Origin of the sequence: Funiculus sociatus GB2-C1 (genome assembly GCF_039962115.1) — a bacterium.
Taxonomy (GTDB): Bacteria; Cyanobacteriota; Cyanobacteriia; order Cyanobacteriales; family FACHB-T130; genus Funiculus; species Funiculus sociatus.
In genome coordinates, this window is record NZ_JAMPKJ010000002.1 from 231,085 (window position 1) to 244,879 (window position 13,795).

General features: G+C 45.7%; 14 protein-coding genes. 8 read left to right on the top strand and 6 right to left on the bottom strand.

The window, feature by feature from the left end; translation table 11 throughout:
* Positions 1-70: 70 nt before the first annotated feature.
* Complete coding sequence (locus NDI42_RS02215; protein WP_190455992.1) at positions 71-1,060, bottom strand: hypothetical protein; 990 nt, start codon at positions 1,058-1,060, stop codon at positions 71-73.
* Between the two features lie 499 nt (positions 1,061-1,559).
* On the bottom strand, positions 1,560-1,739 hold the full coding sequence (locus NDI42_RS02220; protein ID WP_190455995.1) for a hypothetical protein: 180 nt from the start codon (positions 1,737-1,739) through the stop codon (positions 1,560-1,562).
* A 120-nt stretch (positions 1,740-1,859) separates the two neighbouring features.
* On the opposite strand from NDI42_RS02220, the gene NDI42_RS02225 reads away from it, so the two are divergent.
* The 3 genes from NDI42_RS02225 (at position 1,860) to NDI42_RS02235 (ending at position 5,585) form a co-directional block, all read left to right on the top strand.
* Complete coding sequence (locus NDI42_RS02225; protein ID WP_190455997.1) at positions 1,860-4,133, top strand: ribonuclease R family protein; 2,274 nt, start codon at positions 1,860-1,862, stop codon at positions 4,131-4,133.
* A 74-nt stretch (positions 4,134-4,207) separates the two neighbouring features.
* Positions 4,208-4,825 carry a flavin prenyltransferase UbiX gene (locus NDI42_RS02230; protein ID WP_190455999.1) on the top strand — a complete coding sequence of 206 codons (618 nt, stop codon included), beginning with the start codon at positions 4,208-4,210 and terminating at the stop codon, positions 4,823-4,825.
* Positions 4,826-4,871: 46 nt separating this feature from the next.
* Positions 4,872-5,585, top strand: coding sequence for a LapA family protein (locus NDI42_RS02235; RefSeq protein ID WP_190456002.1), 714 nt, complete (start codon positions 4,872-4,874; stop codon positions 5,583-5,585).
* A gap of 73 nt (positions 5,586-5,658) precedes the next feature.
* Here the strand turns inward: NDI42_RS02235 and NDI42_RS02240 are convergent, their stop codons facing one another.
* Positions 5,659-5,850 carry a hypothetical protein gene (locus NDI42_RS02240; protein ID WP_190425544.1) on the bottom strand — a complete coding sequence of 64 codons (192 nt, stop codon included), beginning with the start codon at positions 5,848-5,850 and terminating at the stop codon, positions 5,659-5,661.
* 381 nt (positions 5,851-6,231) lie between these two features.
* On the opposite strand from NDI42_RS02240, the gene NDI42_RS02245 reads away from it, so the two are divergent.
* On the top strand, positions 6,232-7,641 hold the full coding sequence (locus NDI42_RS02245; RefSeq protein ID WP_190456004.1) for an NB-ARC domain-containing protein: 1,410 nt from the start codon (positions 6,232-6,234) through the stop codon (positions 7,639-7,641).
* 162 nt (positions 7,642-7,803) lie between these two features.
* Here NDI42_RS02245 and NDI42_RS02250 read toward each other — a convergent pair whose 3' ends face one another.
* Entirely contained in the window at positions 7,804-8,037 is a 234-nt protein-coding gene (locus NDI42_RS02250; protein WP_199311185.1) for a hypothetical protein, read from the bottom strand.
* 241 nt (positions 8,038-8,278) lie between these two features.
* Between NDI42_RS02250 and NDI42_RS02255 the strand changes: the two genes are divergently transcribed.
* The 3 genes from NDI42_RS02255 (at position 8,279) to argB (ending at position 11,518) form a co-directional block, all read left to right on the top strand.
* Complete coding sequence (locus NDI42_RS02255) at positions 8,279-9,775, top strand: NB-ARC domain-containing protein (protein ID WP_190456006.1); 1,497 nt, start codon at positions 8,279-8,281, stop codon at positions 9,773-9,775.
* Positions 9,776-9,885: 110 nt separating this feature from the next.
* The gene (locus NDI42_RS02260; RefSeq protein WP_190456008.1) at positions 9,886-10,464 is read left to right on the top strand and encodes a shikimate kinase; all 579 of its coding nucleotides are present in this window, start codon (positions 9,886-9,888) and stop codon (positions 10,462-10,464) included.
* A 160-nt stretch (positions 10,465-10,624) separates the two neighbouring features.
* Entirely contained in the window at positions 10,625-11,518 is an 894-nt protein-coding gene (gene argB / locus NDI42_RS02265; RefSeq protein WP_190425558.1) for an acetylglutamate kinase, read from the top strand.
* Between the two features lie 222 nt (positions 11,519-11,740).
* Here argB and NDI42_RS02270 read toward each other — a convergent pair whose 3' ends face one another.
* Positions 11,741-12,187, bottom strand: coding sequence for a hypothetical protein (locus tag NDI42_RS02270; protein WP_190456011.1), 447 nt, complete (start codon positions 12,185-12,187; stop codon positions 11,741-11,743).
* A 358-nt stretch (positions 12,188-12,545) separates the two neighbouring features.
* Between NDI42_RS02270 and NDI42_RS02275 the strand changes: the two genes are divergently transcribed.
* Positions 12,546-13,076, top strand: a complete 531-nt coding sequence (locus tag NDI42_RS02275; protein ID WP_190456045.1) for a hypothetical protein — start codon at positions 12,546-12,548, stop codon at positions 13,074-13,076.
* A 52-nt stretch (positions 13,077-13,128) separates the two neighbouring features.
* Here the strand turns inward: NDI42_RS02275 and NDI42_RS02280 are convergent, their stop codons facing one another.
* Entirely contained in the window at positions 13,129-13,644 is a 516-nt protein-coding gene (locus tag NDI42_RS02280; RefSeq protein ID WP_190456013.1) for an SLATT domain-containing protein, read from the bottom strand.
* Positions 13,645-13,795: the final 151 nt, after the last annotated feature.

Consider the following 13,795-nt stretch of genomic DNA (forward strand, 5'->3'; position numbering starts at 1 on the left):
TGGAACCAAGGGCCCAACCTACTTGTCTAGCATTACTTAGGAACCTAGTACCAAATCCAATTGGGCCTTTTTAATTTTCAGGCGTTGGCTGGGATTCAAGATAATGTAGGAATTCCAGCAATTCTTCCTCGTTGAGTTCGGCGCGAGTTGGTCTGCCGTAGGTACGCTGCAAATAATCGCGTCCTTGGCGTCCTTGATCCTTATTCCAGCCTAAGCGTTTAATTTCGTGAGTAGTTTGGGATAAAGTTTCTAGATAGTCTAGGAACTTCAGCCATTCTTTTTCTGTTAGTAGATTGCGATCGCGCTTGCCGAAACTTCGCTCTAGATAATCGCGTTCCTGATCTTTATTCCAGCGCAATTCCTTGAGCTTGATTGTAATTTTGCCAATCGCATCCCGCAAGTCAATTTCCTCGCCAGCCGGAGTTGTGCCACCCCATGACATATCCGCGGTCGTGGGAGCGCCTAAATCGTCTACTTTTCTGGCGCTATTAACGTTATTGCTGGAGTGATAACCAGGCTTTGTCCCCGGAGAATTGAACTGACTGCCAAACAACCCTCCAGAAACCTCTTCCGGTGTCTCAACAAAGGCATCCTCCTCATACAGCTCATTTTGAGCCGGAGAAAACTCATCATCTGCAAACGGGACGACATCATAAGTTGGGAGTGACGTCGCCGGAGAAGGTACAGCAGCACGGGGTCTTTGTGACGCAGAAAGTTCAGGGGTGTCATTAACGCTGAGTATCTCAGAGTGACTTCCCATCGGGTTCGGCTGTACCACGCGCTCTTGCGTAATGACTGGTTCGGGTTTGGGGGTTTCTATCGGCGCTTCAAGTGCAGCAGACTGTGTTGGTGTTGCTGGTGCCATTCCCAACAGGTTCAGCGCTCTAGTTGTTGCCTTATCTTCTGCCAGCTCAACTTCTGGAGCCGCCGCCAAACCTGTCGCCAGGGTAATACCTTCGACTTGAACAACTGCCCGAACCACATACTTTCCTTCGTGAATGGTCAGTAACTCGGTGGACAGGCTACCTAAGGGATAACGAACTCGGAATAGAGAAAACATAAACATTCCCACCCCTAAACCTAGTGGGATTTTGTGGCTCCCATCTTTTGTTAAGTATAGTACGCTGCTAAGAAAACGGATTTTCTTTAGTGCCTAAAGAAACTAAAATAATTAGAGACTGTTCATTGCTAGGTATAAAACCATTCTCTACTGCCCTCTACCTTCGCTTCGTCACCGAGTCCGTTTCACAGCGGTTGGCGGCAGAGGAAAAAAGCAGTGGGTCAAAGTGCTTTCGTCGTTCTCGTCGTCAAGCACCGACTCTCGTAAAAACTGGTTGGTTCTGAACGCCGATTAGAACCGGAGATATTATTCAGGACAGCTGCTTTACACAAGCTGCTTGCGGGATTCCAGAATGGTGAAGAGAGCGATGTACCCCAAAAGCGCCCAAGTGCGGACTTAAAAGACGCGATAAATCCACGTCTGGTACAAGACTAGGAAACTAAGCGGTCTGTTGCCCAAAGTCTGTCTAAATGTGTCCCAAAACACGTCTGGAGAAAGACTAAAGTCTTCTGCTTGTGTTCTTCTTATGCGATCGCATCGCACTCTCTAGAGATGACGGTTGTTTGTTTACTGTAAGGTGAAAAACGCGCCACAACAAACTTAACAGCAAGGCAGCAACAACAACACGACGGATGTGCAGCTGCCACATCAGGGTAAAAACACAAAGACGAAGAGTCATTAGTCATTAGTCATGGACTTTGGACAAGAAATGCGCGCACTAAAGACTAGAAACTAAGCACTAATGACTAATAACTAAGGACAAAGAATTGTTTTATGGCGGAGGCAAACTCATAGGTACATGGAATTTTCAATCGCTACACTACTTTCAAATTTTTCTGATGACAAGTTAGTGGCTCCCAAGGTACTCGAAAAAAAAATGGGTTGCCACGATGAGGCGAGTCTGAATCAACTACAGATTGCCCTGGATGCTTTGGAGAGAATCGGAATTCTAATCAAAGAGCGTGGTAAGTATAGGCGCGTCTATGAAGAAGACGTGGTAGAAGCTAAACTGCGCTGTTCCAGTAAGGGCTTTTGCTTTGCGATTCAGGAGGTAGAGGGTTCTGAGGATATTTATGTGCGGGAGAGCCATCTCTCAACAGCTTGGAATGGCGATCGCGTACTGGTAAAAGTTACCAAAGAAGGAAACCGCAAGCGAAGTCCAGAAGGGGAAGTGCGGCTAATTCTCGAACGGGCAAATCCATCGGTATTGGCACGAGTTAAGCAAAACGAAACAGGCTTTCGCGCTGTTCCTCTAGACGATCGGCTACTATTTGAACTTGACCTGGTTTCAGCCGAGAACCTGGCGGATGCTATTGATTACCTGGTACACGTAGAAGTCCTGCGCTACCCCTTGGCGACAAAACCGCCAGTAGGCAAAGTCGCTCGCATCCTTGGCAGCAATGCGGAAGCAGCAGCTGACACCGATATCGTCTGTTGCAAGCACGATTTGCCTCAGAGTTTTCCCGCAGATGTGCTGTCACAAGCCGAAGCGTTACCACAAAAGCTAGAGAAAAAGGATTTAAAGCAGCGTAAAGATTTACGCTCTTTGTTAACCCTCGCCTTTGCACCTGATGGTGGTTACAACCAAGAAAATGCAATCACCTTGGAGAAAACAGAGGATAAACAGTGGCACTTAGGCATTCACGTCACTGATGTTGCCCACTACGTCCAGCCGGACGAGCCACTGGATCGGGAAGCCCGCAAGCGAGGAATGACCGTGTATCTGGGCGATATGGTAGTGCAAATGCTACCGGATGCGATCGCAAGTCGCTGCTCTTTGGTGCCTGGTCAAGATCGGTTAGCCCTCTCAGTCATATTTACCATAGATTCAGCTTCTGGGCAGTTGGTGGAGTATGAGATTCACCCCAGCGTCATCCAGGTGGACGCGCAGCTAAGTTACCAACAAGCTGAGGCGATTTTGGAGCGCCATCAGGATGCCGACCCTCCAGTGATGGAAATGCTCAGTCAGTTATTCTTTGAGCTGAGTCCAGCGGTGAAAGCGCAACGATTTGCTAGGGGAGGGTTTGAATTAAATCTGCCCGGTACTCAATTACACTACAGCGATGAAGGAACTCTCGGAGCGATCGTAGTTTCGGGAGGAGTTCGTTCTCTGGTAATGGAGTTGATGCTGCTGTTCAACCAAGCAGTAGCCTCTCACCTGCAAGGGCTGTTTCTACCTGCAATTTATCGCGTCCAGGCACCCCCAGATGCAGAGGATGTCCAAGAATTGATGAAGTTGGCAAGCAATCTGAGGATGGATCTACGTCTGGAACAGGAAGATGTAGTGACACCAAGGGATTATCAACGTTTTACTCAGATGTTCGCCGCTTCAGGGTCGGAGCGCGTTTTGACATATCTATTGCAGTCAACGCTTAAACCGTGTACTTACAGCACGACTGGTGGCTCTCACTTTGGTTTAGCTTTGGGTGCGGGGGAACAGGAGGATGTTCCTTACACTCACTGTTTATCACCTTTGCGGCGCTACGCAGATTTAATGGTTTCGCGGATCTTGCTGGAGATGTTTGAGAAAGGACGCGATCGCCGTACTACCCGTGCTAAGGATAGCGTGAATCTCCGCCATAGTTCCTCTCACGGTAATATCAACTGGAATGTCTTACCACCAGACGCGCAGCAAGAGTTGGAAGCGCAGCTTTCTGGTTTGGTTGTGCATCTAAATGAGCGCGAAAAGCTTACTATAGATGCCCAAGCGGATCTCCAAGGACTCAAAAAAGCTGAGTTGATGAAGGAGCGTACCGGGGAGGTTTTCCAGGGGTTAATTACTGGTGTCCAATCTTACGGTTTCTTTGTGGAAATCGAAGATTTGCTGGTGGAAGGACTGGTGCACGTTAGTTCGCTCAAAGATGACTGGTATGAGTTCCGCTCTCGCCACGCCTGCCTTGTAGGACGTAAGAGCCGCGTTTCTTATCGATTAGGCGATCGCGTGGAAGTCCAAGTTAAAAGCGTTGATTACTACCGTCAACAAATTGACCTTGTAATCGTCGGCGGCGGTAGCGAAGCCAGCAATGAAGATATAGAGGCAGAAAACGGCGATTTGGGTGAAATGGATGAATAGCTAATAGCTAATGGCTAATAGCTAATGGCTAATGGCTAATTGCCATTAGCCCTACTTGAAATGACCAATAACTAATGACTAAAAACACTTTACCTCTAATCTTAGGCATCACTGGTGCCTCTGGCTTAATTTATGCTGTCCGTGCTTTGAAATTTCTGTTAGAAGCAGAATACAGTATTGAACTGGTTGCCTCTAAATCTACTTATATAGTTTGGCAGGCAGAACAAAATATCCGAATGCCTCCTAACCCTGAAGAACAGGAACAATTTTGGCGACAGCAAGCGGGGGTAGAACTAGCAGGTAAACTACGCTGTCACCCTTGGAGCGATGTGGGAGCTAATATTGCTAGCGGTTCATTCCGCACGCTGGGGATGGTAATTATGCCATGTAGTATGAGTACCGTGGCAAAGCTGGCGGCGGGTTTGAGTTCCGACCTGCTGGAGAGAGCAAGCGATGTACAACTCAAAGAAGGACGTAAACTTGTTATTGTGCCGCGAGAAACGCCCTTCAGCCTGATTCATCTGCGTAACCTGACCACTTTGGCAGAAGCAGGCGTTAGAATTGTTCCAGCTATCCCGGCTTGGTATCACAATCCCCAAAGTATTGAAGACTTGGTGGATTTTGTTGTAGCTCGTGCTTTAGACCAGATGGACATTGATTGCATCCCAATCAACCGCTGGGAAGGAAAATAGAAATTTAAGATAGTCTTAATTTTTAATTTCTCATTTTTAATAGATTATGCGGATTTTGCTGGTATTTTTGCTGCTGGGAACTCTGGGTTTATTTGCCATTCAAAACTTGTCGCCGTTGTCGATAGTGTTTTTCGGGGCGAGGACACAGGCGCTACCGCTAGCGGTGTGGATAATAGTAGCGATCGCATCTGGCGCGATCGTTAGCGGTTTGTTGCAATTTTTCAGCTATCTGCAACAACGTCCTTTGCGATCGCGCATCCGCAAACTGGAAAAACTAGAAGCCGAATCAACTCGTTCTAACTGGCGACGGCGCGAAACTGGGGATGATACTCAACAAACCCCTTACACCCCTCCCCCTCCACCACCGCCGGAAACTAAAAACACCGAGTCCTATGAAGATGACTGGGAAGAGGATACCAGCACAACTGATGACGATGAGTGGGATTTTGAGGAGAAGCCAGCCGCCGCAGACAGCAGTCCTCAAAATTTTCCCGAAGAAGACCGCACGAGGTACGAAGTTAGGCAAGAACCAAAAAGCGCCTCACGAGCTGGTTCAGTCTACTCTTATAGCTACCGGGAACCAAAGAATTCAGGCGTTGGAAAAACTGAGGCGGTTTATGACGCCAATTACCGCGTGATTACGCCGCCCTATCAGCCACCGACCCCGGAAACCAATCAGGATGAAGATGACTGGGGATTTGAAGATGAGGACGAAGACAACTTTGAGGATGATTGGCGCAGCGACAAGCCAAGAGCGTGACCCCTAGCCACGCTCCTAATCTTGATTGACAATTTCACCGTTCTATAGTTGATTTGTTCAAGATCACAAATGCTTATGAGCGTAGTAGTTCGCGGGATTGCTGCTTCACGTGTCCAGCCATAGCCGCTTGCTGTAAGGTCATAAAGGCGTTTAGATCCTCGCTGTCATACTTTTTTTTGAGCAGCTGTCGCAGTTGTTCTTCAGCTTCTATCGTTAAGTAGCCGATGGCTAGAGCCTGTTGGACAAGTTCACGGATTAGCATCATGTGGTTATTACCTAGAAAAACGTCAAGAGCAAACACCGATTTTTTAAATGCTCAACTCGCCTAAGTAGATTTGCGGATGCCATATCTGAGAACGCGGGAAGATACCACTTACGTAGCTGAAACTGCCACAACTGTCTAAACTCAAGGAAAACCGTAGCCTCATCTCCTTTTCCCTCCACACCCTGTAAATATTTAATAAAGTTTAGATGAAAGTTCGATGAAGTCTCCATAAAATTAAGGATAACTAAAAGATTCCGGAAACTACACCTAACAAACGTTATTAAATTCGTTATAACTTTATCGTTAGTTCGTTAGTATTTCATAATTAATCAGTTAAAATCAGGCGTTGGCAATCTTGAATTGGGATGGCAACGCAGGGGAATGGAATCAACTGTTAATGAACAGGAAGCCGATTTTCAAGAGGCGGCAAATAACTGGAATCTGGAAAAGCTATACATAGACTTAGCTTCAGCCAAAGGTAGAAGCCTGACACCAGTTGAAAAAAAATTCTTGAGAGGCTTACTATGTGGTTACTCTCCTGCCGAAATTGCAGATACTGTCTACAAAAGTCGTACTTCGAGTGCAGTTAGAGTCTATTTATCCAATGGTTTATATAAATATATTCAGGAACTTCTAATTCGTCAGACTGGCGACACAATAAAGATAAAGAACTGGAGCCGCGTTACTAACTTGCTCTCCAAAGCAGGATATAAAACTGAATCTGTTAACTTGCCAGAACAAAATCAAAGCGAGACAGAGGAGACGTTACAGTCTACAGTAGTTGCCGATCAGCACCAAGATTGGGAAGAAGTTATAGATGTAGAAGACTTCTATGGTTCTCAAGAAGAACTAGCAACTTTAGAACAGTGGATTGTTAATGACAGCTGCCGCTTGGTAGCGTTGCTAGGAATGGGGGGAATCGGTAAGACTGCTCTTGCTGTAAAGTTGGCAGAACAAATAAGCGAAAATTTTGAGTTTGTCATCTGGCGATCGCTTCGTCATGCGCCACCGATTCAGGATCTGGTGGCTTCTTTGATTCAATTCCTGTCTCAAGGACAAGAAACAGTAGACAGTGCATCAGCAGAAGAGAGAATTTCTCGCTTAATGACTTATATCCGAAGTCGCCGCTGTTTGCTGATTCTGGATCAAGCTGAAGCGGTTTTGTGCAGCGGCAAAAATGCTGGTTACTATAGCTACGAATATCAGGTGTATGGAGAACTATTTCGACGCTTAGGAGAAGAACGCCATCCCAGCTGCTGTATTCTCACCAGTCGGGAAAAACCCAAAGAAATTGCCGCACTCGAAGGCGTAAACCTACCTGTTCGCTGTCTTGAATTGCGGGGGTTAGCAGTATCCAATGCACAAGAACTGTTGCAACTCAAAGGTTTGATTGGCGAGCCAGAAGAATGCCGAGTTTTAATTAACCGTTATAGCGGTAATCCGTTAATCCTCAAAATTGTAGCAACGACAATTAAAGATATTTTCAACGGTAATATTACAGACTTTTTATCAAAAGAAATTGTGGTTTTTGGCGATGTCCGCGATTTACTAGATATACATTTTGAGCGCTTATCGAATATAGAAAGAAAAGTAATGTACTGGCTGGCAATTCGTCACAAGTCTGTTTCTGTAGGTGCCTTCCAAGAGGAGATTGCACCAGGAATATCGAAACGGGAACAGATGGAAGCAATTGAATCTTTGCGGAGGCGATCGCTTCTGGAGAAAAACTTAACAAACTTCACGCTTGTACCAGTAGTCAGAGCGTATCTAGCGGAAAAATTAGTTGAGTAGGTTTAGGAAGAAATGGCTGCTAAATCTGTTGCTCTCTTAATCAGCCTAGTATTAATTAATCCTCCCAGCGAGGCATAGGAAAATAATTCTTGGAGGACTTATCAATAGTTAATTTTTGATTTTTGAAAGCTATGAACCTCAACCATCCGGATTTTTGTCTCGCTATGAAGCTCTTAAATGCCGGGAAAGCTGCTCTTGTCGCGCTAATTCGCGAGACTCTTGGCGAACCTGACCCTCCATTGCTGCTTGCTGCAACTTCATAAAGGCTTTGAAATCTTCTAAGCCATACTTCGTGGTTAGAAGCCTCCGCAGTTGCTCCTCGGCTGCGATGGTAAGATAGCCCGTCGTCATAGCCTGTTGGACAACTTCACGGATATTAATCACCTTACTCTTCATGGGTAGCACCCCCAAAAACTTATCAACCTAAGTGGAATCACTGGGATTTTACGATTTAGCCTTATTAAGCAACAGTAGCATCACTGAATGTAGCTTACGGTAATTTAAAGTTAATTTAAAAGAAATTTAAAGTTAACATAAAGCTTTTATAAGCAGATATATTAATAACATTGGATTAATTTATAGAAATCCAAATTTATTACTTAAGGCAGAGTCTTAATAAGGTTTAGTTGTATTTATTATGGCTGGTGCATCTGAAATCAAAAGAGGCAATAGTAACGTTTATTTATCCGGGAGTTTGAAGCAAAAGCTACATGATGAGTTCAAAAAAAGATATAAGCCAAATGGCAACCGGGCCCTAATACAAGACTTTTTAAGCGCGTGGCGGAAACAACTCGATACACCTGAACCATCACGCCAAGCTTTACGAGCTATTTTGGAATCAGATAGTCGCCACACCTGCGAGTATCGGATTGCCAACGGCTTATGTCAACTGTTACTTAACTGTTCATACGATGAATCGATAGACTTATACCAGCAGGTTCAAGACACAACCGATAGGGAGTTAGTAGTTACTCAAAACTGCTCGTTTGCAACTCCTGTTGTCGAATGTTCTTCATCGCAGCTAGAGCTAAAAACGTCAGCCGCCACGCCACAAAATGAGAACTCAAAACGCCAGATAGGGGTATTTATACCAAATACTCGCTGCCGTAGTGTGTGGGGAAGAGATAACTTAATTGAAGAAATATTGCAGCGGATTTGCGATCCGAATGAAGTATCTATCCTCTCGCTTACTGGCAGTCCGGGGTATGGGAAATCGGAAGCTGCGAGTTTTGTTGCCAAAGAAGCACTTAAAAGAAATCTCTTTAGTGATGTGCTATGGGTTACGGCTCGACAAAGCGAATTAGTTGATGGTTATATTAGCTTTGACAAGCCTTTTAAATCTCTTAGTTGGCAGCAATTTATCAAGGAAATAGCATATCAACTAGCTTGCCCTGTAGAGCAAGTTCACCAGCGTCTTAGAGAAGAAAAGCTGCTACTCGTATTAGACAACGCTGAAACTGCACAAATTGAGAATATTGTGGGGAATCTTGTCAAAATGCTTAACCCCAGCCGAGCGCTGTTAACCAGCAGACTTAGGTTCAAACCTCCATACTTAGGATTAATTGAAGTTCCAAGGCTTGAAGAAAAATGGTCACACATTTTGTTAGCTGATGAGGCAAAATACAATAATCTAGCGATACTCAGGCAGGCAAGTGATAAACAGTTACATCAATTGCATGAGTTTTCTTGCGGCGCACCGCTAGCGCTACATTTTTTGGTGGGGCGTATTTTTCACGTTCGGACACTTGAGCCAGTATTGTCGGAACTTTCAGCGACCAGCCGACCAGTTGAAACATTCTATCGCTTCTGTCTGGAGGCAACTTGGCAGCGAATCGGTGTGCCAGCACAGAGCATACTGCGTTATATAGCTGGGAGCGATGTAAGCGTCAGTAGAGCAGATTTGTCTAGAGATTGGAAGTTACTGGAAGAAGATTTGGACATAGCGATCGCTGATCTACGACGATGGTATTTAATTGAAGATTTACAAGATTTGGAGATAGACAATCCACGATATAATTTGCATCCTTGGGTGAAAAGCTGTGTGCGGGCTGGATTGGTGGAAAAGTGGCAACCTTCACTACGAAATTTGAAAGAGGTAGTCTTACAAAATTTTGATATATATGGTAATAGGTAATGGGGAACTAAAAGACCAATTCTATTTTCTGGAGTTGATTGCGAAAGTGTGAAAGCGTAGGCTCTTAGCCGAGGCGAAGCCATCGCTTGTAGAATTTAATATTTATAGATATGGAAAACAATAATCGTCAAGTTAGGGAATCGCTCAAGGGCATCAATATCTATCTGGTGGGGATGATGGGTGCTGGGAAGACCAGCGTAGGGAAATTACTTGCCCAGCAGCTGGGTTACGGTTTTGTAGACACCGATAACGTAATTGAGAAAGCAGCTGGTAAATCCATTAACGATATTTTTGCCAGTGAGGGTGAAGACAGCTTTCGACAGATGGAAAGCAAAGTGCTACAGGAAATGTCAGCTTTTACCAGGTTAGCGATCGCGACTGGCGGCGGCATTATCCTGCGCCTAGAGAATTGGGGCTATCTGCAATACGGTCTAGTAGTGTGGCTAGACGCACCAGTAGAACTTTTAGTCGCCCGTCTGCAAAACGATACCACCCGACCTTTGTTAAAAAACGCTGACCTAGCTACCGAATTGGAAAACCGTTTCCACCAACGCCAGCCACTCTACGCGCAAGCAGACCTGCAAATCTCCATTAGCCAAGAGCAAACTCCCGAACAAATCGCCAAGCAAATCATAGAAGCGATTCCCACAGTTCTCAAGACGCGACCTCAAAGCAATAACGGTCATTAAACCTATCCCTAATTTGATGTAGGATTTACTTAGACTAGAAGTATAAATTATGATTAGAGATTGAAATATTGAATCTTCAAACAGCTGCAAATAAACGCCCCACAGAGGCACCTATGTTCTAAACTTCTAAAAACAATAACTAGCCTGATTCTGCCAAGTAATGATCAACGATAGCGAATACATCCTAAAGGCTGAAGCCACGCGGGTGCGAGTGCTAAGCGAAGCACTACCCTACATCCAGCAATTTGCTGGTCGCACCGTTGTCGTCAAATACGGCGGCGCTGCCATGAAAGACAGCTCGCTCAAAGACAAAGTAATCCGCGACATCGTATTCTTATCCTGCGTCGGTTTGCGCCCAGTTGTAGTACATGGCGGTGGTCCGGAAATCAACTCTTGGCTGGATAAGCTGGGAATCGAGCCACAATTTAAAAATGGTCTGCGCGTCACCGATGCTCCCACAATGGACGTTGTGGAAATGGTTTTAGTCGGTCGGGTGAATAAAGAACTCGTCTCCCTGATTAACCGGGCTGGAGGGAATGCGGTAGGACTTTGCGGCAAAGACGGCAATTTATTCAAAGCCCGTCCAGAAGGTGCCGAGGGTATTGGCTTTGTTGGAGAAGTTACCAGTGTAGATACCAAGCTTTTGCAGTCTCTGGTCAATAGCGGTTATATACCCGTAGTGTCCAGCGTTGCGGCAGATGAAACTGGGCAAGCTTATAACATCAACGCTGACACTGTAGCTGGGGAAATTGCGGCGGCTTTGGGCGCAGAAAAGTTAATTTTACTCACAGATACAGCAGGAATCTTACAGGATTACAAAGACCCATCCACCCTGATTCCCAAGGTAGATATCGGCGAAGCGCGGCGTTTGATTGAGGCTGGTGTAGTCGGCGGGGGAATGATTCCCAAGGTGAAGTGTTGCGTGCGTAGTCTTGCCCAAGGCGTTCACGCTGCACACATCATTGATGGTCGCATCCCCCACGCACTGCTATTAGAAATTTTCACCGACGCTGGTATCGGGTCGATGATTATAGCTTCCGAGTTTATGGCTTGAGGACTGGGGGCTGGGGACAAGGGACTGGGGGCTGGGGACTGGGGACTGGGGACTGGGGACTGGGGGCTAGGGACTAGGTACTGGGGACTAGGGGCTGGTGACTGGGGACTAGGTACTAGGGACTGGGTAAGAGTCCTTCCAATCCCTAATCCCTAATCACCAATTCCCAATTCCCAATTCCCAATTCCCCATCCCCAATCCCCAGTCCCCAATCCCCAATCCCTAACGGATAATGATCCGCCTTGGCGAAACAAAAGGTCTTTGATATACCCGTGGTCTAATAATCCCTGGATTAATCGGGCGCAAATGATCAAACCGTGGATTAACTCGGATGAGTGGCGAATTGAAGACTCCCCCATTCACCCTGACAGAAAAGCCCGGATTGACCGGATAGTAACCCGGATAGTAATCCGAATAGTAATTGTTAGAAAAACCCGTTACTGGGTTTACAGGAATCGGACTGGGGATGGGGCTGCCGTAAATCCAGTTCCCAGTTGATGGCCGTGGAATTACGTAAGTAGGGCGATTCCGTATAATTACTGAGGGTCTGGCGTTAACGGGTGAATTCGCTCCTGTTAACATGGCGAATCCTACCGTTAACGGTGCTAACAGGGTAGCAAGGCAAAGCCGATTGAATCCACCTTGAGACAGATTTATTACTTTGAGCATGGTTTTAGCTCCCGATTTATTGGATAGTAACTTGATATGAAAGCTTGAATTACTTCTTAAGGTACGCCCTGGCAAAGCTAAGCAGATTCCCCTAGTTGATTCACCTGAATGGGTGATATTGGGGATTGGGGATTGGGGATTGGGGATTGGGGAAGAGGAAAAAGTTTTACCTAGTCCCTTCTTCCCAGTCCCTAGTCCCCAGTCCCTAGTCCCTAGCCCCTCTGTGATAAAACCCTGGTGAAGGCAAATTATCGCAGTAGTTTTGATTTCAGGATCAACCCCTTCGCTAAAATTTAAAGGGGCTGTCGGCGTTGACGACAAAACTGAAAAAAAGTTCACTCCAGATGACATCGGCAAAGTGAATTCAGAAAACCGAGATATCATTAAAACCCAGTACCAGGCTGGCAAAACGGCATTTGAGCGTGGCGAATACCGCCAGTCAGTGCAGCATTTGGAAAAGGCGAGTAGCCTTGTGGCTCGTAACTCCCAACTGGGGGGAGAAGTACAGATTTGGCTGGTGACGGCTTATGAGGCTGCTGGACAAAGGACGGAAGCGATCGCTTTGTTAAAACAGCTGTTTCATCATCCCGATCCAGAAATCAGCAAGCAAAGCCGTCGCCTACTCTACATTATGGAAGCTCCCCAATTAAGTAGGCGTCCAGAATGGTTGAGTGAGATTCCCGACTTAACTGCACTGGCTGAGAGTCAGGCAGAATTTCGGGGTGCTAGCAATGTTAAGCCTCCTAATACTACCCCCCGTAAGCGTCCAGAACCAGAACTGGAACCAGTTGACTTGAGCAAAGTGAATACCCAAGACAATCGCTTTATCTGGGTTGCCCTGATTGCTATCATTTTGACCTTGGGTAGCTTAGCTTGGTGGAGTTTGTAAACCTCCTTTGGAGCGTATTTTTCACGGACGCGAGAAATCGCGTCTTTAAAATCTACACTTGACGCTGCTCTTGTTTAGCTTCTTTTAAACCTTTTCTCCATGACCAGTAAGGAGTTACAGGATTTTCCTTTCTGGCTTTATAAAATTCATCTATTAATATGTCTAGCTTTTGTTTAAGCTCTTGAGGAGAACTCCCAGCGATCGCATCAAAATCTATAAATATTTGAAACTTATCGTTAAGCAGCTGAAACTGATTTCCCGCGTGCCAGTGAGCTTTTGCGCGATCGCTTGGATCTAAGAAAGTTGATATCGCCGTCAGTATTGCTACTAAAATTGATAACATCCCAGCCAGCATATTACTATCTTGCCATTGTGATAAAGCTGAGGCTCCAGCAATAGCAGAAAGAATAGTATTCGGTATTCCTACTATAAATTGCACGTAACCCCAAACTGTTGCTGTACTAAAGTGGGCTTTAGATAAAGCAAGAGTATATATTGCCTTTTGTTGTGCTTGGTCTAGAATGCCAAATTTAATATCTTGGTTTTCCAATCGAGTTGAATTAGCCATTCCGTGAAATAAAAATTAATCTATACCTACTAGAATAACTAGTGCATCCCAGCAGAAGTAACTGACCACCTCAGCCAGGTACTGGATAGCCCTTGAACTTCCATTGAAAGGGCTTAGCCATCGTTCGATTAAAGTAGTCGATGAATGCAAG

Coding starts and splice junctions, on each gene's coding strand:
- NDI42_RS02280 (WP_190456013.1), bottom strand. CDS start 13,644: ATGGCTAATTCAACTCGATTGGAAAACCAAGATATTAAATTTGGCATT.
- NDI42_RS02250 (WP_199311185.1), bottom strand. CDS start 8,037: ATGAAGAGTAAGGTGATTAATATCCGTGAAGTTGTCCAACAGGCTATG.
- NDI42_RS02230 (WP_190455999.1), top strand. CDS start 4,208: ATGACTAAAAACACTTTACCTCTAATCTTAGGCATCACTGGTGCCTCT.
- NDI42_RS02220 (WP_190455995.1), bottom strand. CDS start 1,739: ATGACTCTTCGTCTTTGTGTTTTTACCCTGATGTGGCAGCTGCACATC.
- argB (WP_190425558.1), top strand. CDS start 10,625: ATGATCAACGATAGCGAATACATCCTAAAGGCTGAAGCCACGCGGGTG.
- NDI42_RS02270 (WP_190456011.1), bottom strand. CDS start 12,187: ATGCTCAAAGTAATAAATCTGTCTCAAGGTGGATTCAATCGGCTTTGC.
- NDI42_RS02255 (WP_190456006.1), top strand. CDS start 8,279: ATGGCTGGTGCATCTGAAATCAAAAGAGGCAATAGTAACGTTTATTTA.
- NDI42_RS02240 (WP_190425544.1), bottom strand. CDS start 5,850: ATGATGCTAATCCGTGAACTTGTCCAACAGGCTCTAGCCATCGGCTAC.
- NDI42_RS02225 (WP_190455997.1), top strand. CDS start 1,860: ATGGAATTTTCAATCGCTACACTACTTTCAAATTTTTCTGATGACAAG.
- NDI42_RS02260 (WP_190456008.1), top strand. CDS start 9,886: ATGGAAAACAATAATCGTCAAGTTAGGGAATCGCTCAAGGGCATCAAT.
- NDI42_RS02215 (WP_190455992.1), bottom strand. CDS start 1,060: ATGTTTTCTCTATTCCGAGTTCGTTATCCCTTAGGTAGCCTGTCCACC.
- NDI42_RS02235 (WP_190456002.1), top strand. CDS start 4,872: ATGCGGATTTTGCTGGTATTTTTGCTGCTGGGAACTCTGGGTTTATTT.
- NDI42_RS02245 (WP_190456004.1), top strand. CDS start 6,232: ATGGAATCAACTGTTAATGAACAGGAAGCCGATTTTCAAGAGGCGGCA.